Source organism: Streptomyces sp. NRRL S-1813, assembly GCF_000719605.1.
Taxonomy (GTDB): Bacteria; Actinomycetota; Actinomycetes; order Streptomycetales; family Streptomycetaceae; genus Streptomyces; species Streptomyces decoyicus.
This window is the reverse complement of record NZ_JOHB01000002.1, coordinates 145,186-165,275: the sequence shown is the minus strand read 5'-3', so window position 1 is coordinate 165,275 and position 20,090 is coordinate 145,186. Positions and strand designations below refer to the sequence as shown.

Sequence of the window (20,090 nt, the reverse complement as noted above, 5' to 3'; positions counted from 1 at the left end):
TGCGGACACCGCCCCCGCCGCCCGCGGCTACCGGCCGGCCGTCGCGGTCCGCAGCAGAGCGGTGATCCGCTCCAGGCCGGCCCGGCTGCTCAGCCGCTGCTCGACGTACTGCGGACCGCACGCTCCCAGCCTCGACGCCCGCTCGGGTTCGTCGGCGAGCGCCCGGACCTCCGCCAGCAGCGCCTTGGGGTCCTCCGGTGCGATCACCGACCCGGCGCCCGAGCGCAGCACCTCGTGGGCGGTGCCCCCTTCGGCGGCCACCGAGGCGATCACCGGCCGGCCCGTCATGAAGTACGAGGTCAGCTTGGACGGCAGGCTCATGTCCAGCACGGAGGCCTTCTGGGTCACCGCGAGCACATCGGCGGCGGCGAGCACGTCGGGGAACTCCTGGGCGTCGGCGGGCGGCAGGAAGGACAGCGCGGAGACGCCCTCGGCGAGCCGTTGCAGATGCGCGCGCTGGTTGCCGTCGCCCATCAGCACGATCCGTACGGGCGCGGCTTCCTGATCGGCGAGCCTGGCGGCCTCGACCAGGACCTCCAGTCCCTGCTTGAGGCCCATGTTGCCGGCGTGCAGCAGCACGGTGTCCTTCTCGGACCAGCCCAGGCGCGCCCGGGTCCGCTCCCGGTCACCGCTCGGGCCCTCCACATGCGTCCAGTTGGGCACCACATGCACCCGTGCGCGCGGCACGCCCATCGCCGTGACCCGGTCCACGAACGACTCGTGCACCACCCCGACGACGGCCGCCCCGCGCAGGACCCTGGCCTCCACCGCCCCCGCCAGAGCGGCCGCCCGGCCACCGCCCTGGATGCCGCTCTGTTCGGCGGCGGCTCCCATCAGGTCCTGGACGACCACGACATGCGGCACCCCGGCCTGTCGCGCGAGGCGCCCGCCCAGCACTCCCCCGGCCAGACTGGGCATCTGGGTGAGCACCACATCGGGGCGGATGCGCGGGGGCGCCACGGCGCCGTGGGCCAGGATGCTCGCCTCGAACAGCGCCCGGCGCAGGGCGGTCTGACGCGGCGGAACGGTGTGGCGCCTGCGGTGCACCGTGACCCCGCCGCGGCGCTCGCGTATCCGCCAGCGGCCGCGATAGCCCTCCGCGACCTGCCAGGCGGGGTAGTGCGGCATCCCCGCGAGGACATGGGTGTCGGCGCCGGTTGCGGCCAGGTGCTCGGCGATCTGCGTCGAGTACGGCCCTATACCGGTGTGTTCGGGTGCGTAGTTGGTCGAGACCACGAGCACACACCGGCCCGCGAACGAGTTTTCCACGACTGGTCCCCCTCTGAAATGTGCGGTCATCGTAGGAGCCCGCCGGGGCCCGCGGGCTGTGATTTGGATTGCGATTGTGTCCCGAAGGCGACCTTGTTTCCCGATGTCCCTTACATTGTGCTCGCTGGTGGGGAGTTGGGGGGAGGTGGGCGGATGCTGCACGGGAATCGGCCCGGTGCCATGACGCCGGTACGCACAATCGCCGCACTGTGCTGCTGGGCACTGCTGCTGGTGGTGCTGCTGCCGGTGCTGATCCTTCAGTCGCTGGACGCCCGCTTCGGTGCCGCGCTCGCCGTGCAGTGCGTGGTGGTGGTGCACACCGGTGCGGCGCTGGCGCGGGTGCTGACGGATGTCCGGGCCCGGGTGATCGCCTTCGGCTTCTGGCTCTTCTCGTACGTCTGGCTGGGGCTGGCGCCGCTGGCCATGCTCGCGACGGACGCCTATCCGCGGGGCTTCGTCGTCGACGCGAAGACCGCGTTCGTGACAACGGCCGTGGTGGAGACCGGACTTCTGGCCTACAGCGCGGGCTCGGCGCTTGCGTCGTGGCGTTCGGCGCGTACGTCCACGTTCCTCGAACCGCTCCTGGCCCGGCGGCTGTCGCCGGGGCGGGTGCTGCTGTTGTGCGGGCTGGCGCTGCTGCTGGCGGTCGTGCTGATTCCCGGTCAGGGCGGGCTGTCGGCGTTCTTCCTCAGCCGGCAGGCCGCCAACGAGGCCGCGGCGCAGGCGGCACCGGCCGGGTCGGCGGACCGGGCGATGGCGGCCTGGGCGCTTTCGGTACCGGCGTTCTGGGCACTGGTGGCGCTGCTGCACGTGCCGCGGTTCACCAAGGGCGACCGGACCCTGCGCGGGTTACGGTGGCTGCTGCTGCCGCTGATGATCGCGGTGAACGTCGTGGTCAACAACCCCATCAGCCAGCCGCGCTTCTGGGCCGGAACGGTCCTGCTGGCGCTGGTCTTCAGCGCGTCCTGGCTGCACGGGCCGCGGGCCTTCCGCTTCGGTGCGGCGGGCGTGGCGGCCGTCGTGCTGGTGGTCTTCCCGTACAGCGACTACTTCCGCTACGACAAACGGGAACCCGTCCATGTCGTCTCGCTCGCCGAGCAGTTCACCTCCAACGGCGACTATGACGCGTTCCAGCAGATCCAGACGGGCGTGGACTACGCCCGCACCCATGGCTTCACCCCGACGGCCGCGCTGGGCCCCCCGCTGTTCTTCGTGCCGCGCGCCGCATGGCCCGGCAAGCCCGACGACGCGGGGATCCTCCTCGCCCGGCACGCGGGCTACACCTTCACCAATCTGTCCGCGCCGCTCTGGGTCGAGACCTATATGTGGGCCGGGTTCCCGTCGGTCATCGCCGTGTTCGGCCTGATCGGCGCGGTGGGACGGCGCATCGACCGCCTCCGGCACCGGCTGCGGCGGCGCCGAGGCACCCTCGCGGCGCTGCTGGTACCGGCGTTCGGCTTCTACCAGCTGGTGTTGCTGCGCGGCAGTCTCATGGCCATCGTGGGCCCGCTGGCGCTGCTGGTGTGCATCCCGCTACTGATCACCCGTAAGGCGGGACGGCGGGCCCTGCCGCCGTCCGCGGCGCAGCCCGCGAACGCACCGGCGCCCCGGGCGCAGCGCGACGCCTTGTCGCTACCCACAGGAGGAGCACATACGTGAGCGTCTTCGACGAGCCCGCGGAGGAGCCGGACCAGATCCGCGACCAGCTGCGCCAGCTCTTCCGCTATCGCGCTTTGCTGGTGCTCGGGCTGGTGCTGGGCATGCTCGGCGGCGCCGCCGTGTCCGTGCTGGGCGGCTCGACGTACACGGCAACCGGTGAGGTGGTGGTGCATGCGATCAGTACGGCGCCCTTCGAGGCCGGCGGTGTCTCGGCGGACAAGCAGATCAGCATGGGCACCGAGCGGCAGATCGCGCAGAGCGCCTCGGTCGCGACCGCCGCGGCGAAATCCCTGGGGATCCGCACCGATCCGGCCGGGCTCCAGCGGGATCTGCGGGTGAGCAATCCACCCGAGACCCAGACCCTGATGTTCGAGTACAGCGCGGACTCCGCGGACCGGGCGTCCGCGCTCGTCAACGCCTTTGTGCATGCGTACCTCGACTACCGTCAGGACGCCGCGACCCAGCGGATCGACAAGACCGTCAGCAAGCTCGGCACGGAGCTGAAGCCCCTTCAGGACCAGCGCAAGGTGCTGGACCGGCGGATCGCGGGCGCGAGCGGCGGGGCGGGGCGGGCCACCGACGAGTCCGAGCGCAGCAATCTGGTGTCGGAGATAGCGGATCTCCAAGGCCGGATATCCAGCCTCAAGTCCCTCGACACCACACCGGGCGACATCGTCCGCAAGGGCGATCCGCCGGCCTTCCCGTCCAGCCCCGGACTCGTCATGCTGCTGCTCACCGGGGCCGTGATCGGTCTCGTCCTGGGCATTCTGGCGGCCTGGGTCCGCTCGGTGCTGGAACCGCGGGTCCGGTCGGTGGCGGATGTGCAGGACAATCTGCGGGCACCGGTGCTGGGCATCCTGCCGCGCCGGCAGGACAGTACGGAGCTGCTGGAGGTCGGCCGGAGCGGCCGCGGCAACCGTGCGGAGGCCTACCGCACGATCGCCTTCCGGCTGGTGCACGACCAGCGGTTCGCCGGGCGGGGCAGCCTGCTGATCGTCGCCCCCCGGGAGAACGCGGATGCCGTCTCGGTCGCGGTCAACCTGGCCGGTGCGTTCGCCGAGATCGGCAACGACATCCTGCTGGTCGAGGCCGATCTGCGCACTCCCCGACTGGCCCAGCGGCTCCCGCTGCACCCCGGTCACGGCCGGCCGGTGCCGGGCGGCTGGGCGGACGGCGAGCGGCGTGCCGTGGACGCGGGCGTCGACGGGCGCTTCGATCTGCTGCCCGGCCGCGAGGTGCCCAACCCCGGACGCGCCCTGTCCTCACCGCAGTTCACCCGGCTGCTGAACGAGCCGTCGGGGCCGAACGAGAATGTCGTGGTGGTCACCGGGCCGCTGCTGTCGCATGCGGACGGGCTGGCCGTCGCCAAGCAGGCGGCGGGCGTCGTGGTGGTCTGCGATCTGACCGAGGTCCGCCGGGACGATCTGGACCGGGTGTGGGAGCTGATCACCGGGGCCGGCGGGCACATCCTGGGCGCCGTCCTGGACAAGGGCAGCCGCGGGCCGTCGCTGCGCCGGCTGTCGGACGGCGGACCGACCCATCGCAAGCGCGGCCGCAGCCGCCCGCCCGCCGCCGTGGTGGCACCGCCTCAGCTGCCCGGCCCGCCCCCGCCCGGCTCCGGCCCCGCGGTGCCGGGCGGCGCGTCCCTCGATGCCGACACCACCTCACTGCGCAGGTGACGGGCATCCGCCCGGCCGGCCCCGGCGGCCGGCCCGCGCCGACGGCACCCGGGCCGGCCGCGGCCGCCGGGCGCGGGGTCGGCACGACCGCACGCGGCAGTCTCTTCGGTCTCGTGGGCTCGGCCGCAAACGCGGTGTCCGGGTTCGTCCTCGTCGCGGTCGTCACCCATGGCCTCGGAGCCCGCGGGGCCGGTGCGGTCTTCACCGGTGTCGCGGCCTTCACCATCCTGAGCAATGCGCTGAAGCTGGGCGCCGATACCGCCCTGGTCCGCTTCGTCTCCCGGGACCTCGAACTGAGCGGCGGCGCCGGTGTGCCGCGGCTGTTGCGGATCTCGGTGCTGCCGACGCTGGTGGCGAGCGCCGCCGGGGCGGCTGTGCTGCTGTTCTCCCCCGGGCTCGCCGGTCTGCTGCTGCCCGATCTGGAGCCGGGCCAAGCCGCCGCGCTGATGCGGCTGTTCGCGGTGTTCCTGCCGGTGACGACGGTGGCGCTGGTGCTGCTCGGGGCCACCCGGGGGTTCGGTTCGGTGGTGCCCTTCGTGGGCGTGGAGCAGATCGGCAAACCGGCGCTGCGGGTGCTGCTCGCCGTGCCGCTGGTGCTGCTCGCGCCGAGCGTGGCCGCGCTCTCCGCGGCCTGGCTCGTGCCCGGGGTGCTGGGGGCGGTGGCCGCGGGCATCTCGCTGCGCAGGTCCTGCCGTACGCACCCGGGCACCGGCCGGCCGCCGCCGCAGGCACGGGAGTTCTGGGCCTTCGCCGGTCCGCGGGCGGTCTCCTCGGTCTTCGACATCACCGCGGTGTGGATCGGTGTGATCCTGCTGTCGGTGCTGGGCACCGCCACCGAGGCCGGTGTCTACACCGCGATCGGCCGTCTGGTCACCGCGGGGACCCTGCTCCAACTGGCGATCCGGCTGGCGGTCGCTCCCCAGATCAGCCGTCTTGTCGCGGGCGGTGACGCACCCGGGGCCCATCATCTGCACCGGCTGTCGACACGCTGGATCGCGCTCTTCTCCTGGCCGGTGTTCCTGGTCCTCGCCGCCTACCCGCGCACCGTGCTGTCGCTCTTCGGGCCCGGTTTCTCCGGAGGTGCGCCGAGCCTGGTGGTGCTGGCGGCGGCCTGCCTGGTCAACGTCGGCGTGGGCAACGCGCAGACGGTCATCCTCATGGCGGGACGGAGTGTCTGGAATCTGGCTGTCGCCGGCACCGCGTTCGTGGTGCAACTCGGCAGCGCGGTATGGCTGGTGCCGCGGTACGGGGTGCTGGGGGCCGCGGTTTCCTGGGGCCTGGCGATCGTGGTGGACAACGGCGCCTCGGCGCTGCTGGCCCGCTACCGGCTGGGCTTTGGCACCGTCGACCGGGGTTATGTGTACGCCGCGCTGGTCGGCGTCGTGGCGGTGGCGCTCCCGGTGTTCGCCATGCGGACAATTCTCGGGGACAACGTTCCTGGTGCGTTCTTGGGAATTGTTTTGTCCATTGGGGCTTTCGGCACCGCCGTCTGGCGCTATCGTTTGCCGCTGGGGGTAGGGGAGTTCTTCGGGGCGCTACGCAAGCGTGGTTCGGAAAACTCGCGATGAACACTGGGCTCATTTCCGCACAGAGCTCGTCTCGTTCCCGCTTCCTATCCTGACAATTCCCATCGCGCCATGCTTCCAGGGGGGACCTGTGCGCCAAAGAAGCAGACCCGTCCATCTCTTGCTCGCGGCCGCGGTACTGGGTACCGCAGCAACGGCTCTTTCCGCCGGTCCCGCTCAGGCCACCGGCGAAACCACACTGACCGCCGATCCGCTGAGCACCTGGCAGACCGACGGCATCGTGTGGGCCATGGCCTACGCCAAGGGCATCGTGTACGCAGGAGGCACGTTCAGCCACATCCGGCCGCCGGGCGCCGCCCCGGGCACCCATGAGGTCGCCCGCACGAACTTCGCGGCCTTCGACGCCAAGACCGGTGAACCGCTGCCGTGTGCCCCGGCGTTCACCGGCGGTACGGGCACCATCCGGGCCATGAAGGCCTCGCCCGACGGCTCGACGATTTACATCGGGGGCTCGTTCGGGAAGGCCGGCACCGTGGGGCGGTCCAACACGGCCGCCCTCCACACCGCCGACTGCACGATCGGTGCGGACTGGAAACCGACGGTCAGCTCGACCGTACGGGCCATCGACGTCACCGACGACACCGTCTACATCGGCGGTGGGTTCGCCACCGTCCAGGGGCAGACCCGCGAGCGGATCGCCGCACTGCGGCCCGACAGCACACTGCTGCCGTTCAAGGCGACGATCCGTGGCTCCTCGGTCGGCAACGACCCCACACCAGGGGTCAACGCCATCACGGTCGCGCCCCAGCTCAACAAGGTCATCATCGGCGGCCGGTTCACCTCGGTGAACGGGAGTCTGTTCGGCGTGCACGCGCTGGCCGGGCTGGACGCGACCACTGGCAAGGTCGTCAACTCCTTCACCGGCTGGATCCCCAACCGGTCGGCCGTCAAGACGCTCGTCAACGACGGCACCAACTTCTACCTGGGCGCCGAGGGCACCGGCGGCGGGGTCTTCGACGGCCGGGCGGCCGGGCGGCTGTCCGACGGCGCGCAGTTGTGGAAGGACACCTGCCTGGGCGCCACCCAGGCGGTGCTGCCGTACAAGGGCGTGCTCTACAGCGGTTCGCACGCCCATGACTGCTCCAACACCCCGGGCGGCTTCACGGACATCAACAACCGCCAGCACTTCCTGGCGCAGTCGATCTCCGACAAGACCATCCTGCCGTGGTTCCCGGACACCAACGACGGGATCGGCGAGCAGATCGGCCCGCGGGCGCTGACCGCGGCGGACGGCATCCTGTGGGCGGGGGGCGAGTTCACCACCGTCAACGACGCACCGCAGCAGAGCCTCACCCGGTTCGCGGCGGGTCCGGACACCGGGGCGCCGCAGGTGCCGCTGCTCAGCGGCGCGAGCAGGTCCCGGGGCAAGATCACGCTGAACTGGAAGGCCTCGTGGGACCGGGACGACGGCGTTCTGACCTACAAGATCTACCGCGACGGCACGTATCTGACCTCGCTCGACCAGGACTCGCGCTACTGGAACCGGCCCGACATGAGCTTCACGGACACCGTGGAGCCCGGGTCCCAGCACCGTTACTCGATCGAGGTCACCGACGGTACCAATGTCTCGGGTCGCAACGGCCCGGTCTATGTGACCGCCAGAAACTGACCGCAGGGCGAGTGGGGGGTAAATGACACAGACACACCGAGTAGGTTATGCGCCCGGGGTCTACGACCTTTTCCACGTCGGGCACCTGAACATTCTCCGGCACGCCAAGAGCCAGTGCGACTATCTGGTAGCGGGTGTGGTGTCGGACGAAATGGCCACGCAGGCCAAGGGAAAGGCACCGGTTATTCCGCTCACCGAGCGGCTGGAGATCGTACGCAGTGTCCGGTTCGTGGACGCGGCGTTCGTCGAGACGGTGCCCGACAAATTGGAGACCTGGCAGCAGGTGCGGTTCGACGTCATCTTCAAGGGCGACGACTGGCGGGGAACGAGCAAGGGCGACAAGCTCGAACGGGATTTCGCGACCGTCGGGGTCGATGTGATCTATTTCCCCTACACCGTGCACACCTCCAGCTCCTTGTTGCGCAAGGTGCTCGACGGGCTCGCGAATTCGGCGTGACCCGTTGCGGCGGCCCGGCGCCCCGTCCAGGCCGCTCGCCCTGGTGAATTGTCCGTCCCCGGCCGTCAGCGGCCGGGGGCGGACAATTCGCGGTACCACTTGGCCAGGAAGGCCACCATGAAGAGGACATGGGCGGCCAACAGGGTGCAGTACAGCACCATGAACACCTCCCGGCTGCCGAACAACAGGAATATCGCGCAGAACACCCCGTAGTCGACCGGAAGCAGCGCGACGGAGCGCAGCGTGGATGCCGGTGCCGCGGGCGCGGGGCCGGCGCCGCTCTTCAGCCGGTCGGCGCGTTTGAGTTGTTCGGTGAGGATGCCGCCGAAGAAGACCATCACCGCGGCGAACTGGAACGCGACGGGAACCAGCAGATAGCGAGGGTCGGAGAAACCGAAGTGGCGGTAGAACGAGAGAAGCACGGCCATGTGGAGGGCCAGCATCTTCGCGCAGTCGACCACATGGTCCAGCCACTCCCCCGCGGCGCTGCCGTTTCCGGTCAGCCGGGCGAGCTGTCCGTCGGCGGAGTCGAGGGCGAAGCCGAGTACCAGGGCCGCGAATATCCCGGCCGCCACAGCGGGCGAGGGGCGCAGCGTCGCAATCGTGACCACGCCGGTGAAGGTGAACACCGCACTGAGCATAGTGACTTGATTGGGTGTCAGTTTCAGGGTGTAGCCCGCGGCGGCCAACACCCGTCCGGCCGGCCGGTTCACATAACGCGAGTAGAGGGACACCCCCTTCGCTGATTTCTGGGCCGCCGACAGCTGTCTGATCGCATACCCGAACTGGCTCATGTCCCCCACCTGATGAATGGCCCCCCGAAGGAGCAACATCATGGCAGGCAGAACCTCCCCGTCAACCGGTGACGCCACCCGCCGGACGATGCTGGCGGGCACGGCCGCCGCGCTGGCCGCCGCCCTCACCGGGTGCGACTCCCAGCCGTCCCCTGCCTCCCGGCAGTCCTCCGACGACGCCAAGGCCCCCGTGGTCACCGGCCACAAGCCCAAGGGCAAGGACGTCATCGACGTGGTGGCGGACTTCGGCGCCAAGGGCGACGGACGCACCGACGACAGCCGGGCGTTCGCCCGCGCCTACTCCTACGCGGCCGGCCGGGTGTGGGACCACGTCGGCCGGACCGTGATCGATATACCGGCCGGCACGTACCTCATCCGTGCGCCCAACGCGCTGCTCAACGCCCAGGGAGGAAAGCTCAAGGCCAACGGCTTACGGTTCCGCGGCGCCGGCAAGCGCATGACCCAGCTGCTCTTCGCCCCGCACCAGGCCGAGAACGCCTACCTGTGCCGCAACGAGGACAGCTGGGCCAATGTGATGTTCGAGCAGATCGGCTTCGCCGCCGCCACCCCCGGCGCCTCGTTCTTCTACTCCTACTCGACCGGCCAGGCACAGGACTACCGCTTCACCGAATGCGAGTGGACCGGCGAGTGGACCTACGGGGTCGCTCTAGACGGCAGCAACACCAACTCGGAGATGCGCTGGGACGCCTGCCGGGTGGGCGGCGCCTACCGCAAGGCGTTCCTGTACTCCGGCCTGTCCCAGAAGTCGCTGAGCCGCACGCAACAGGACCAGTTCCTCAACTACTGGTTCAACGACATGAAGGTCGAGTACGCCTGGGGCAACTTCCTGGAGTTCCCCTACGGCGGTTCCATCACCTGCCGCGGTGGTTCCTACATCGTCACCGGCCACCGCCCCGAGGACTCCGACGACTACGGGCGCACCAGCACCTTCTTCCGCTTTCCGCGGGGTCCGCACCACGACTCCGTACAGCGCTTCCACGCCGAGGACATCCGCTTCGAGGTGCGCGACCCGGACACCGTCGTGATCGACTGCGCCTGGGACAGCGGCACGGTGCACTTCAACGACTGCGACGACACCGCGAACGCGTTCAAGTCCTTCGCCGAGGAGAGCAGCCCGCACCGCTACCGCGTCGGAGCCCAGGGCCCGCTCGTGCGCTACGACTCGTGCCAGCTGTCCGGGCAGCACGCGTACGAGCCGGACGGGGGGTCCGGCCCCCGGGCCCGCTACGACATGTGCCGCCTGCGCAACCACTCCCCGCAGGACTTCATCAAGGGCGCGGGCGACCGGGTGCGGTTCGTCGACTGCCTGGGGGCCTGAGCGGGCCGCCGGCGGGCGGGAACCGGCGGCCGGGGCCGACGCCGCCCGCTGCTGCGGCACGGTGATCAACGGCACACATACTGGCCAGTAGCTTTCTCGTCGTGCGGGCCTAGAGTGAGGCGCGAATGGCGCCGCCGGGCACCCGGCGGCAGACCGCCCTCCGAGCCGACCAGGGAGACTGCATGCGCTCTCCGAAGGACTTCTTCCGCCCGCTGGCCGTCGGGGCGCCGACACCGGTACGCGAGGTACCGTTCCGGCCGTCCCGGATGATCCACTTCTTCGACCCTGGCAACGAGAAGATGGCTGCGAAGGTGCCGTCCATCGCGCCCACCGTGGACGTGCTGCTCGGCAATCTGGAGGATGCGGTCGCCGCCGACCGCAAGGAAGCGGCCAGGTCGGGCCTGGTGAAGATCGCCAAGGCCACGGACTTCGGCGACACGCAGTTGTGGACCCGGGTCAACAGCCTCGACTCCCCCTGGGCGTTGGACGACCTGGTGACCCTCGTCGGCGAGATCGGCGACAAACTGGACGTCATCATGGTGCCCAAGGTCGAGGGCGCCGAGGACATCCACTACGTCGACCGGCTGCTGGCCCAGCTGGAGGCGAAGGCACAGGTCCAGCGGCCGATCCTGGTGCACGCCATTCTGGAGACCGCCACCGGCGTCGCCAACGTCGAGGAGATCGCCGGCGCCAGCCCCCGGATGCAGGGCATCTCGCTCGGCCCCGCCGACCTCGCCGCCAGCCGCCGGATGAAGACCACCCGGGTGGGCGGGGGCCACCCCGGATACCTGGTCCGGGAGGACCCGCACGGCGCGGACGGTGCCGCGCCGCGGGCCACCTTCCAGCAGGACCTGTGGCACTACACCCTCGCGCGCATGGTCGACGCCTGTGCGGCGCACGGCATCCTGCCGTACTACGGGCCGTTCGGCGACATCAAGGACACCACCGCCTGCGAGGACCAGTTCCGCAACGCCTTCCTCCTCGGCTGTGTCGGCGCGTGGAGCCTGCACCCGGTGCAGATCGCCATCGCCAAGAAGGTCTTCTCGCCCGCTCCCGCCGATGTCGCCTGGGCCCGTCGGGTCATCGAGGCGATGGGGGACGGCACCGGCGCGGTGATGATCGACGGCAAGATGCAGGACGACGCCACCTACAAGCAGTGCCAGGTGGTCGCCGAACTCGCCGCCGCCCTCGCCGCCCGCGATCCCGAGCTGCGCGACGCCTACGCCGCGGCCGAAAAGGAGTAAGTACCGTGTCCGACGCGATCCTGCGGCCGCGCCGCTCCGTGCTCTACATGCCCGGTGCCAACGAACGCGCCTTGGAGAAGGCCAAGTCCCTGCCCGCCGACGCGCTCATCCTCGACCTGGAGGACGCCGTCGCCCCCGAGGCCAAGGCCGAGGCCCGTATGCGGGTCGCGGCGGCCGCGGCCTCGGGCGAGTACGGCTACCGCGAGGTGACGATCCGGGTCAACGGGCCGGGCACCGAGTGGCACGCCGACGACCTCCGGGCCGCCGCCGAGGCCGGTCCGGACGCCGTGGTGGTGCCCAAGGTGGACTCCGCCCAGACCGTACGGGACGTCGAGCGGGCCCTCGAGGCCGCCGGCGCTCCGGACCATACGGCCGTGTGGGCCATGGTCGAGACGCCGCGCGCGATGCTGGACGCCCGCGCGGTGGCCGCGGCCGGCGAGCGGCTCACGGTGCTGGTGATGGGCACCAACGACCTGGCGAAGGAGCTGCACGCCGAGCACGTCCCCGGCCGGGCTCCGCTGCTGACCGGGCTGTCGCTGGCGCTGCTGGCGGCCCGTGAGTCCGGCAAGGTGATCCTGGACGGTGTCTACAACGACGTGAAGAACCCCGAGGGGTTCGAGGCCGAGTGCGTTCAGGGGCGGCAGTTCGGTTTCGACGGGAAGACGCTCATCCATCCGTCGCAGGTCGAACCCTGCAACCGGGTGTTCGCCCCGTCCACGGAACAGATCGCCCGCTCGCGGAAGATCATCGACGCGTTCGACGAGGCCACCCGCGAGGGACGCGGGGTCGTCACCGTCGACGGCAGGCTGATCGAGAACCTGCATGTCGAGGACGCCCGCAGGATCCTCGCCCTCGCCGAAGCGCTCGCCGGGCGCGCATAGGGGTGTGCGGTCGACGGCCGTCCCGGTGAATCCCATCATCGGACAGGGTGAATACGTGGGACGGGCCGTTGCTCCTGCTTGGTGGATGCGGGCATCCGGGATAGCAACATCCCGGGGACCAACCATGAGGTGCAGGAGCACACTGTGAAGAACATGGCACGCATCAACGTTGTGATTACGGGAGCTTGCGGTCTGCTCCTGGCCGCCGGCGGGGTCGCACCCTCGGTGGCCTGGGCCGGTTCATCCGGCGGGGACAGGATCACGAACAGCGATACCGTCTCCAGGATCAACGCCTCGTTCCGCTGCGGACCGAGAGCCAGATTCTGCGTCAACGGGCCGCTGCGAAGCGGAAACGCCAGGGGACAGGACGTTCGCATCTCCGGCGGCAGCATCAGCAACAGCGGCAGCCCGACCAACACCAACGGAAACACCAACTCGAAGGACGAGACATCCGGCCCGACGACGAAGAGCAGCAATAACGCGCAGGCCCTCGGCGGCGGCAACACGCAGAAGGCTTCGTGACCCCACGCTGATCCGAAAGAACGGCCCCCGGCTTCCGGGGGCCGTTCTTTCGATTGGGGGGCCGGAAACGGCGATCGCCCGGCGGTTTCGCCGGGCGATTGTGTGACGGTGCACGAGCCCGACGTATCCGTCAAGCGCCGTATCCGGATCAGTGGAAGAGCACTCCGAGGACGCGCTGAATGTTGTTGCCGCTGCCCGTCGAAGCGCCCGAGACGGAGTCGGCGCTGTTGGTGGACCCGTTGGTGTTGGCGAGATTACCGCTGTCGTTCGGGTTCCCGTGGTTGACGAAGTTACCGCTGTGCAGGCTGTTGCCGCTGTTTACCGGCCCGTTGATGCAGCCGTGGCCCGACAGGAGCACCGGCGACTTGTAGTGGATATGGCCGAGGCGGTTGTTGCAGATCACTCCTTGGACCGTGCCGGTCACGGTGCCGATATCAGCGTCCGCCACTGCCGACAGCAGGGAGTCCGGAATGGTCACCGCTTGAGCGACCCCGCTGCCGAGCAGCACCAGGCCGCACGCCCCGACGATGGTTCCCGCCCGCATAGTTCTTCTCACGACGCTCCTCGCCTCTTCATCCTGCTGATGCCACACGTATCGTGCTGCCGTTGTCGGCCCGCACCACCGTTCAACCCGCGGGGAGTAAAACGCCCGTCGGCCACAATCAGCCGGGTGGCCCAACAATCAGTTTTTCGCCGCCCCGGGGGGACAGGGGCCCGGCGTGCCACCCCTCAAGTGGCGCTGTGCGGATGGCAGGCCGTGGCCGAGCGCGGCGGCCAGGTCTGGGGGTCGAGGATGCCCAGGACATAGGCGCGGGCGACGAGGGCGGGTCTGGTCGGGGCATCGAGGAGGTCGCGCAGGCGGCTGAGGTGGTAGTCGACGGTCTGCCGGGAGAGGTGCAGGGAGGTGGCGATCTCGGCGTTGCTGCGGCCTGCGGCCAGCAGGGACAGGATGCGGACCTGACTGGCCGTCAACTGAGGATGCGCGTCATGGGCGAGTCCCTGGTGGGTGACGACCGCCCAGACGCTCGTGGCGCGGGCCGCGCTCCGGCCGACCGTCGTCAGATGCAGCCGGGCGCGGCGCTGCCGGCCGCGGCCGTCCAGGAGCACGGCGGAGGTCTGGATCCGCCGGCTGCGGCGCGCTATCAGATCGTGCCAGCCGCGGCGCAGTCCCGGTAATTCCGAGGCGGGTGCCAGCACGGTGTGCGCACGGCGGCCGACGAGGTCCGACAGGCGGGTCTGCAACAGTTCGGCGGCCGCCGCGCTCGCCTGCTGGATCCGCCCGCCCGCGGAGATCAGCGCGCACGCCAGGCCGCTGTGATCGCGCAGCGCATGCAGACTCTCCTCGGCTTCCCGGCGTTGGCGCAGGGCGCGGGTGTAGTCGCTGATGTCGACGTAGATGCCCGCGACGCAGGTCTGACCCGCCTCCCTGACGGGGAAGCGATGGCCGGCCGCCTGCCCGCTGCTGCCGTCGGCGCGGTGGTAGGTGAGGGTGTGCCGCACGGGCTTGCCACGGGCCAGAACCTCCCGGTCCAGGGCGAGGACCTGCGCGGCGTCGGCCGGGCCGTCGACGTGCGCGACACACTCGCCGATGATGTGCTCCGGCGTGGTCCCGTACAGATGGGCGTAGGCGTGGTTCGCCCAGAGGTAGCGCCCGTCCGCGTCCCGGATGAAGGCCGCGGCGGGGGCGAGGTCCGCGAAGGCGTCGTAGCGGCGGGCACCGGCCGCGCGGGTGCCGACCTCCACCGCCAGGCCACGGGAGCGGCCCTGCCGGGGCACGCCGAGAGCCCAGTTCACATCGAAGACACGACCGTCGAACTGTGCCTGCCAATGGCTGGTTTCGGGCGCTGCGGCGGGCTCGGGGAGCTCTTGGCGCACGGTGTCGAGGAACCGCTGCGCCGTCATCGTGTCGTCGAAGGCTCCTCCGCCACTGTCGATCACGCGCAGCTCACGGTCGGCCTCCCACCAGGACACCGGAAGGTGTTCGAGCAGCGACTTCAGACTGGTCTCGTCCACGACGGGCCCCTTTTGTGGTGAAGAGTTCAACGGGTTTGGACGGCGCGCCATCGCCATGCGTATCCCTCAGCGTTGCGTGGCATGCCCGGTTCTCGGCCGATCTGGCGGCGTCCGCGCGCCTCTGCGCTGCTGCGCTGCCATACGGCATCACGGAACCTTCACAGCGGATGGACGGTATCCACAACTCTGGCATTTGCCTGAGCGGTTGCGGCCCGATGGGGGGAACCGTGTGCCGCACGGCTGCTTCGCTTGAAGCATGGCGTCCGGCGGTGAGATCCGGCGCCCTCGGCCGTTCGATGGCCCATACCCGTATGAAGAGGAGTCGGATTCCAGTGAGCAAGGTGCTGTTCGTGTATGCCAAGGGCGGACCGCCCTTGGGGTACGCCCTGTCACGGGTCGCCGCACGGTCGGCAGTGCACCTGCTGGCGCTCAGCGCGCTCCCGCCCTCCGTTGCCGCATCCGCGGACCGACTGTGTGCTTCGGTCCTGATCCCTTCCGAGTCCGAGCGACACGACCTGGTGTCCCTGATCGTCTCCCGGGCCCAGGAAGTGGGCGCGGACGCGGTCGTCACCTTCTCCGAGTACGCCGTCGTCGCGGTCGCGGAGGCCTGCGAGAAGCTCGGCCTGGCCGGGGCGGGCAACTCCTGTGCGCTTGCCCGCGACAAGCGGATGATGCGGCGCACCTGGCAGGACCAGGGGATATCCCAGCCCCGGTTCCGCCCCGTCGCCACCGAGCAGGATCTGCACGACGCGGCCGCCACGCTCCGCTTCCCGCTGCTGCTGAAGGCCGCCTGGAGCGCCGGCTCCACCGCGCACCGCACCCTCCGCTGCGCCGGCGAGGTGCGGGCGGCCTGGGAGCGGGCGCGCGAGGTGATGGCCGAATCCGCCCAGCTGGGGTACGCCGAACTGCACGTCGCCGGTGCCGGGGCGGACTTCATCGTCGAGGAGATCGTGCCGGGTACTGCGGCGGAGTGGTTCGACCAGGAGGGCTGGGGCGACTACGTCAGCGTCGAAGGCGTCGTCGTGGACGGGAACTTCCGTCCGGTCTGCCTCAGCGGGCGGATGCCGACCGTGGAGCCGTTCACCGAACGTGCCGGCATCACGCCCGCCGCGCTGCCGCACGACGCCCAGCGGCGCATCGTGGCCCTGGCGCGCGATGCCGTCGACGCGCTGGGGCTGCGCAACTGCGGTACGCATACCGAGATCAAGCTCGGTGCCGACGGGCGGATGTGGGTGATCGAGACCGCCGCCCGGTTCGGCGGTGCGATGACCGTCCCGCAGATCGAGGAGGTCTTCGGCCTGGACCTGATCGGCATGCTCACCGACCACCTGCTGGGTCGTCCGGTCTCCTGGCCCGCCGAGGCCCGCACGCCGCAGGAGGCGCGCGGCGCGGCCGGCTCGCTGGTCGTCCTGGCCGTCGACGGGGCCGGTGACGCCTGGCCGGACCGGCGTATCTGGGACTTCCCGACGGTGCACGACAACGTGCCGCTCAGCGCGGGCAGCCGGCTGTCCGTGGTGGCCGAGAACTCGCTCCCGGACGGGACGTCGGTGCCGGTGTACGACCCGGCCGCGGGCGCCAACACCATGGCGGCGCTGTGCCTGCTGTCGGCCACCGACCCGGAGACCGTGATCCGCGACTTCCGGACCCTGGTGGACGCCCTTCCCAAGGTCCTCCCCCACGGCACCACGGAGGCGCAGTCATGACCACCACCGTCCTGCCCGCCGGCGCGCCCGGCCCGCTCACCGATCGCACCGTCGTCGGCGAGAACCTCTCCCTGCCGCTCTTCCGCACCCTCTCCGGCGTCCTGGCCGGCCACCCGTACCTCAAGGTCGTGGTGGACCGCATCGAGAACACCTGGCATCTGCTCGACACCGCCACCCATCCGTTCCACGTCAACTACATCGCCACCCGTGTCCTCGGCATGGAGCTGGCCGCGCTGGACTCCTGCCTGGACGCCTTCAACGCCTCGGTCTACATGGACCCCGAGCGCCGCTTCCTGCTGGGTGTGCTCTCGCTGCACACCGACGAGGACGCCGAGGGACGGGAGCGGCCTTTCCTGGTCCTGGAGACCACCGAGGCCGACACCATGAACGGCCGGCTGCTGGAGGAGTTCTACACTTTCGTCCGCCACCGGGTCGACGGCCGGCTACCGCTGCTGCTGAAGCCGGCGAACCACGGGCAGGAGCACGAACTCGCCGCGATCAGCGATGTCCGGGTGCCGCGGATCCTCGGTCATGAACTCTTCGGCAACCGCACCCGTACCCCGCTGAACCCCGGCGAGGCCATCGGCCGGCTCCGCTACTTCCGGACCCCCGAGGAGTACGCGGCCGCGGCCGCCGAGCTCGGCTGGTCCGACATCGTGGCCATGCCGTCGCTGCCGGACGATGTGCCGCGGGTGGCCGGCTTCCTCAACACCGCACCCGGTACGCCGCTCTCGCACACCAATGTCCTCGCCTCCGGCTGGGGCATCCCCAACGCGATCGTCCGCGATCTGGACCGGCTCGTCGAGGCGGACGGCCTGGACGGCGCCTGGATCCGCTACCGGGTGCAGGACGACGAGATCACTCTCGCCCTGCTGGCCCATGTCCCGTCGCTGGAGGCCCCGGCCTGGCACCAGCAGCGGATCCGGATGGAGCCGCCGCTGCTGGAGGACGTACCCGCGCTGTACCTGCACCGGCTGCGCCGCGCCGATCAGGACCGGTACGGCACCAAGGCGGCCAGCCTCGGGGAGCTCCATCACGTCCTCGACAGCCGCTCCGCCGACCTCACCGCCTTCTACGGGCAGTCGAGGCCGCCCCGCGCCGACCTCTACGGCCACCTCGCGGCCCGCCTGGGCACCCCCGGCGCGACCCCCGCGGAACTACAGTCGCTGGCGGCCGACTTCGTGGCCGGCACCATCGCCGCGCCCGACGGGATCGCCCTCCCCTTCGCCCTCCAGCACCGCTTCCTGACGTCCTCCCCGGCCGTCCAACAGGGCATCGGCAAGCTGAAGATGGCGCTCGAACTCGATGCCGTCGACGTGGTGGACGCGCTCTGTCTGAACCTTCAGCAGCTCATCCGGAACACCCCCATGCCCGACGAGGTGACCCGCCAGATCACCCAGGCGCTGCCCGACGGCCCCGACGCGGCCAACCGTCTCGTGGTGCGCTCCTCCTCCAACGCCGAGGACCTGCCGGGGTTCTCCGCGGCCGGGGTCTACGACTCGGTCACCACCGTCCACGGCCCGGACGAACTCCTGGACGCGGTACGCCAGGTGTGGGCCTCCCTGGTGTCGCCGCGCAGCGTCCGGCTGCGCCACCAGGCGGGCATCTCGCTCGACGACACCTACATGGGCGTGATCATCCAGCGGTATGTGCCCGCTGACCTCGGCGGTGTCCTGGTCACCTGCAACCCGACCAAACGCACGGACTTCCGCAACGTCTACCTCAACTGCTCTCCCGGCTCGCCCGAGACGGTCGTCGACGGAACGACGCTGCCGCTCCAGTACCTGTACAACACGGTCGAGGGCGGCGGCCGCACCGTCGCACTCGGCTCGACCGGGCAGGACCTGCCCGTCGCCACCCGGGACAAGCTGGCCCGGCTGGCGCTGACCGGCCGGCTGCTCCAGTCCCACTTCAGCGACACCGATGTGGACCATCCGCTGGACATCGAGTGGCTGATGACCGATCAGGGGGACTTCCGCCTGGTCCAGATCCGCCCCTACGCGCTGTGATCCGCCCGTTCTCCGTTCTGCGAGGCTCCCGCGGTCCCCGGGCCGCGGGGGTGCCGCTGACGCCGCGGGCCCGCCGGATCATCAGGCTCAACAACGGCTTCCAGCTGCTGTTCAACCTGTTGTGGTGGATGCCGGTCTTCTACGCCTACCAGCGGGAGGCGGGGCTCTCCGACGGCCAGATCTTCGGCATCCAGAGCATCTACTACGTCGCGTTCTGCCTTTTCGAGATCCCGACCGGGATGGTGGCCGACCGTATCGGTGCCCGCAACTGTCTGCGGGCCGGTGCCGTCGTGATGACCGCGGCGAACCTGGCCCCGGTCCTCGCCCCCAGCTACACCGGCTTCCTGGTGCACTTCCTGGCCATCGCCGCCGGCCGCTCGCTGACCTCCGGCGCCGCCAGCGCCTATCTCTACGACGGCCTGGCGGCCGAGGGCGCGGGAGAGCACTATCTGAAGGCCGAGGGGCAGGCACGGGCGCTGGGTCTGGCCGCGAAGGTGCTGTGCTGGCCGCTGGTCGGCCCGTTGATGGCCGTCGCACACCCCACGCCGTATGTGCTCAGTGCCGCCAGCGCGGCGGGCTCGCTCGTCTGCGCCATGGTGCTGCCGCGGCACGCCGCGCCCGACCACCGAAACCGGGCCGCGAAGACTGCCCCCGGCGGGGTCGCGTTCCTCCGCGATGCCACCACGGCGCTGCGCTGTGTGTGCGCGACGCCCTGGCTCGCCCTGCTCATGGTGCAGGGCGTGGCCGTCTTCACGCTCTCGCGCATCTGCCAGGTCAACCTCTTCCAGCCGGTGCTGCTGGACCACGGCATCCCCGAGGGCTCGCACGGCGGTGTGCTGGCCGCCATGACCGTCGCGGAGGCAGTGGCCTCGGCCCGGCCGCAGTGGCTCGGCTCGCGGCTGTCACCGGTCGCCTGGGTCTCGCTGCTCAGCCTCGCAATGGCGGCGGCGCTGGCGGGCAGCACCCTCGGCGGGCCCTGGACCGTGATCGCGCTGCTGTGCGTGTTCGCCGCGGTCACCGGCTTCGCCTACCCGCTCCAGCGCAAGCTGGTGAACGACGCGATCCCGGCGGGTGCGCCACGGGCCACCCTGCTCTCCGTCGAGAGCATCGTGGACCGGGCCGTGTGTGCGCTGGCGGCCGTGGCCGCGGGGGCCTATCTCTCGGCCGGGCGACTGGACGCGCTGCTGTGGCACAGCGCGGTGGTGACCGGTGTGGTGATGCTCGTGCTGCAACTGATCCTGCGGCGGGCCCCGGGAAGGCCCCGGAAGCGGCCGAAGGAGGAGCCGGCCCTGGAACTGGTCACCACAGCAGGAAACCCCTGAGCGT

General features: G+C 70.5%; 16 protein-coding genes. 12 read left to right on the top strand and 4 right to left on the bottom strand.

The genetic code is table 11. From position 1 onward, the window contains the following. Positions 1-27: 27 nt before the first annotated feature. Complete coding sequence (locus IF67_RS0105400) at positions 28-1,236, bottom strand: glycosyltransferase (RefSeq protein ID WP_030982659.1); 1,209 nt, start codon at positions 1,234-1,236, stop codon at positions 28-30. A gap of 186 nt (positions 1,237-1,422) precedes the next feature. Here IF67_RS0105400 and IF67_RS0105395 point away from each other — a divergent pair, with 186 nt between their 5' ends. The 5 genes from IF67_RS0105395 to IF67_RS0105375 all read left to right on the top strand — a co-directional run bounded on the left by IF67_RS0105395 (position 1,423) and on the right by IF67_RS0105375 (position 8,259). After that, on the top strand, positions 1,423-2,928 hold the full coding sequence (locus IF67_RS0105395; protein WP_030982657.1) for a hypothetical protein: 1,506 nt from the start codon (positions 1,423-1,425) through the stop codon (positions 2,926-2,928). Beyond that, positions 2,925-4,607 carry a polysaccharide biosynthesis tyrosine autokinase gene (locus IF67_RS0105390; RefSeq protein ID WP_030982654.1) on the top strand — a complete coding sequence of 561 codons (1,683 nt, stop codon included), beginning with the start codon at positions 2,925-2,927 and terminating at the stop codon, positions 4,605-4,607. Before IF67_RS0105395 ends, IF67_RS0105390 begins: the two co-directional genes overlap by 4 nt. Then, the gene (locus IF67_RS0105385) at positions 4,604-6,175 is read left to right on the top strand and encodes an oligosaccharide flippase family protein (RefSeq protein ID WP_030982653.1); all 1,572 of its coding nucleotides are present in this window, start codon (positions 4,604-4,606) and stop codon (positions 6,173-6,175) included. Before IF67_RS0105390 ends, IF67_RS0105385 begins: the two co-directional genes overlap by 4 nt. An 88-nt stretch (positions 6,176-6,263) precedes the next feature. Next, positions 6,264-7,802 carry a hypothetical protein gene (locus IF67_RS0105380; protein ID WP_037838841.1) on the top strand — a complete coding sequence of 513 codons (1,539 nt, stop codon included), beginning with the start codon at positions 6,264-6,266 and terminating at the stop codon, positions 7,800-7,802. Positions 7,803-7,824: 22 nt separating this feature from the next. After that, the gene (locus tag IF67_RS0105375) at positions 7,825-8,259 is read left to right on the top strand and encodes an adenylyltransferase/cytidyltransferase family protein (RefSeq protein ID WP_030079248.1); all 435 of its coding nucleotides are present in this window, start codon (positions 7,825-7,827) and stop codon (positions 8,257-8,259) included. Positions 8,260-8,324: 65 nt separating this feature from the next. Here the strand turns inward: IF67_RS0105375 and IF67_RS0105370 are convergent, their stop codons facing one another. Then, on the bottom strand, positions 8,325-9,053 hold the full coding sequence (locus IF67_RS0105370; protein ID WP_030982648.1) for a CDP-alcohol phosphatidyltransferase family protein: 729 nt from the start codon (positions 9,051-9,053) through the stop codon (positions 8,325-8,327). Positions 9,054-9,093: 40 nt separating this feature from the next. On the opposite strand from IF67_RS0105370, the gene IF67_RS0105365 reads away from it, so the two are divergent. The 4 genes from IF67_RS0105365 to IF67_RS41130 all read left to right on the top strand — a co-directional run bounded on the left by IF67_RS0105365 (position 9,094) and on the right by IF67_RS41130 (position 13,039). Continuing rightward, positions 9,094-10,392 carry a glycoside hydrolase family 55 protein gene (locus tag IF67_RS0105365; protein WP_234340985.1) on the top strand — a complete coding sequence of 433 codons (1,299 nt, stop codon included), beginning with the start codon at positions 9,094-9,096 and terminating at the stop codon, positions 10,390-10,392. A 182-nt stretch (positions 10,393-10,574) separates the two neighbouring features. Beyond that, complete coding sequence (locus tag IF67_RS0105360) at positions 10,575-11,636, top strand: HpcH/HpaI aldolase/citrate lyase family protein (RefSeq protein ID WP_030982644.1); 1,062 nt, start codon at positions 10,575-10,577, stop codon at positions 11,634-11,636. Between the two features lie 5 nt (positions 11,637-11,641). Continuing rightward, positions 11,642-12,517 carry an HpcH/HpaI aldolase/citrate lyase family protein gene (locus IF67_RS0105355; RefSeq protein ID WP_267959177.1) on the top strand — a complete coding sequence of 292 codons (876 nt, stop codon included), beginning with the start codon at positions 11,642-11,644 and terminating at the stop codon, positions 12,515-12,517. Positions 12,518-12,598: 81 nt separating this feature from the next. Beyond that, positions 12,599-13,039, top strand: a complete 441-nt coding sequence (locus tag IF67_RS41130) for a hypothetical protein (protein WP_234340984.1) — start codon at positions 12,599-12,601, stop codon at positions 13,037-13,039. A gap of 148 nt (positions 13,040-13,187) precedes the next feature. Here IF67_RS41130 and IF67_RS0105345 read toward each other — a convergent pair whose 3' ends face one another. Further along, on the bottom strand, positions 13,188-13,583 hold the full coding sequence (locus tag IF67_RS0105345) for a hypothetical protein (RefSeq protein WP_030982639.1): 396 nt from the start codon (positions 13,581-13,583) through the stop codon (positions 13,188-13,190). Between the two features lie 185 nt (positions 13,584-13,768). Next, a complete protein-coding gene (locus IF67_RS0105340; protein ID WP_030982637.1) occupies positions 13,769-15,052 on the bottom strand; it encodes a helix-turn-helix transcriptional regulator in 1,284 nt (427 codons plus the stop codon). A gap of 332 nt (positions 15,053-15,384) precedes the next feature. Here IF67_RS0105340 and IF67_RS0105335 point away from each other — a divergent pair, with 332 nt between their 5' ends. Genes IF67_RS0105335 through IF67_RS0105325 form a run of 3 tightly spaced genes read left to right on the top strand, consistent with a single transcriptional unit; the run spans position 15,385 to position 20,086 of the window. Further along, entirely contained in the window at positions 15,385-16,755 is a 1,371-nt protein-coding gene (locus tag IF67_RS0105335) for an ATP-grasp domain-containing protein (protein WP_030982636.1), read from the top strand. Continuing rightward, entirely contained in the window at positions 16,752-18,764 is a 2,013-nt protein-coding gene (locus tag IF67_RS0105330) for a PEP/pyruvate-binding domain-containing protein (protein ID WP_030982634.1), read from the top strand. Before IF67_RS0105335 ends, IF67_RS0105330 begins: the two co-directional genes overlap by 4 nt. Further along, positions 18,761-20,086: an MFS transporter gene (locus IF67_RS0105325; RefSeq protein WP_030982632.1), complete on the top strand. Its 1,326-nt coding sequence runs from the start codon at positions 18,761-18,763 to the stop codon at positions 20,084-20,086. The genes IF67_RS0105330 and IF67_RS0105325 overlap by 4 nt, the downstream gene beginning before the upstream one ends. The last annotated feature ends 4 nt before the right edge of the window (positions 20,087-20,090 follow it).

What these genes read in the sequence shown, in the direction of transcription:
- IF67_RS0105395 (WP_030982657.1), top strand. Translation starts at nt 1,423, where the DNA reads ATGCTGCACGGGAATCGGCCCGGTGCCATGACGCCGGTACGCACAATC.
- IF67_RS0105375 (WP_030079248.1), top strand. Translation starts at nt 7,825, where the DNA reads ATGACACAGACACACCGAGTAGGTTATGCGCCCGGGGTCTACGACCTT.
- IF67_RS0105370 (WP_030982648.1), bottom strand. Translation starts at nt 9,053, where the DNA reads ATGAGCCAGTTCGGGTATGCGATCAGACAGCTGTCGGCGGCCCAGAAA.
- IF67_RS0105365 (WP_234340985.1), top strand. Translation starts at nt 9,094, where the DNA reads ATGGCAGGCAGAACCTCCCCGTCAACCGGTGACGCCACCCGCCGGACG.
- IF67_RS0105360 (WP_030982644.1), top strand. Translation starts at nt 10,575, where the DNA reads ATGCGCTCTCCGAAGGACTTCTTCCGCCCGCTGGCCGTCGGGGCGCCG.
- IF67_RS0105345 (WP_030982639.1), bottom strand. Translation starts at nt 13,583, where the DNA reads ATGCGGGCGGGAACCATCGTCGGGGCGTGCGGCCTGGTGCTGCTCGGC.
- IF67_RS0105330 (WP_030982634.1), top strand. Translation starts at nt 16,752, where the DNA reads ATGACCACCACCGTCCTGCCCGCCGGCGCGCCCGGCCCGCTCACCGAT.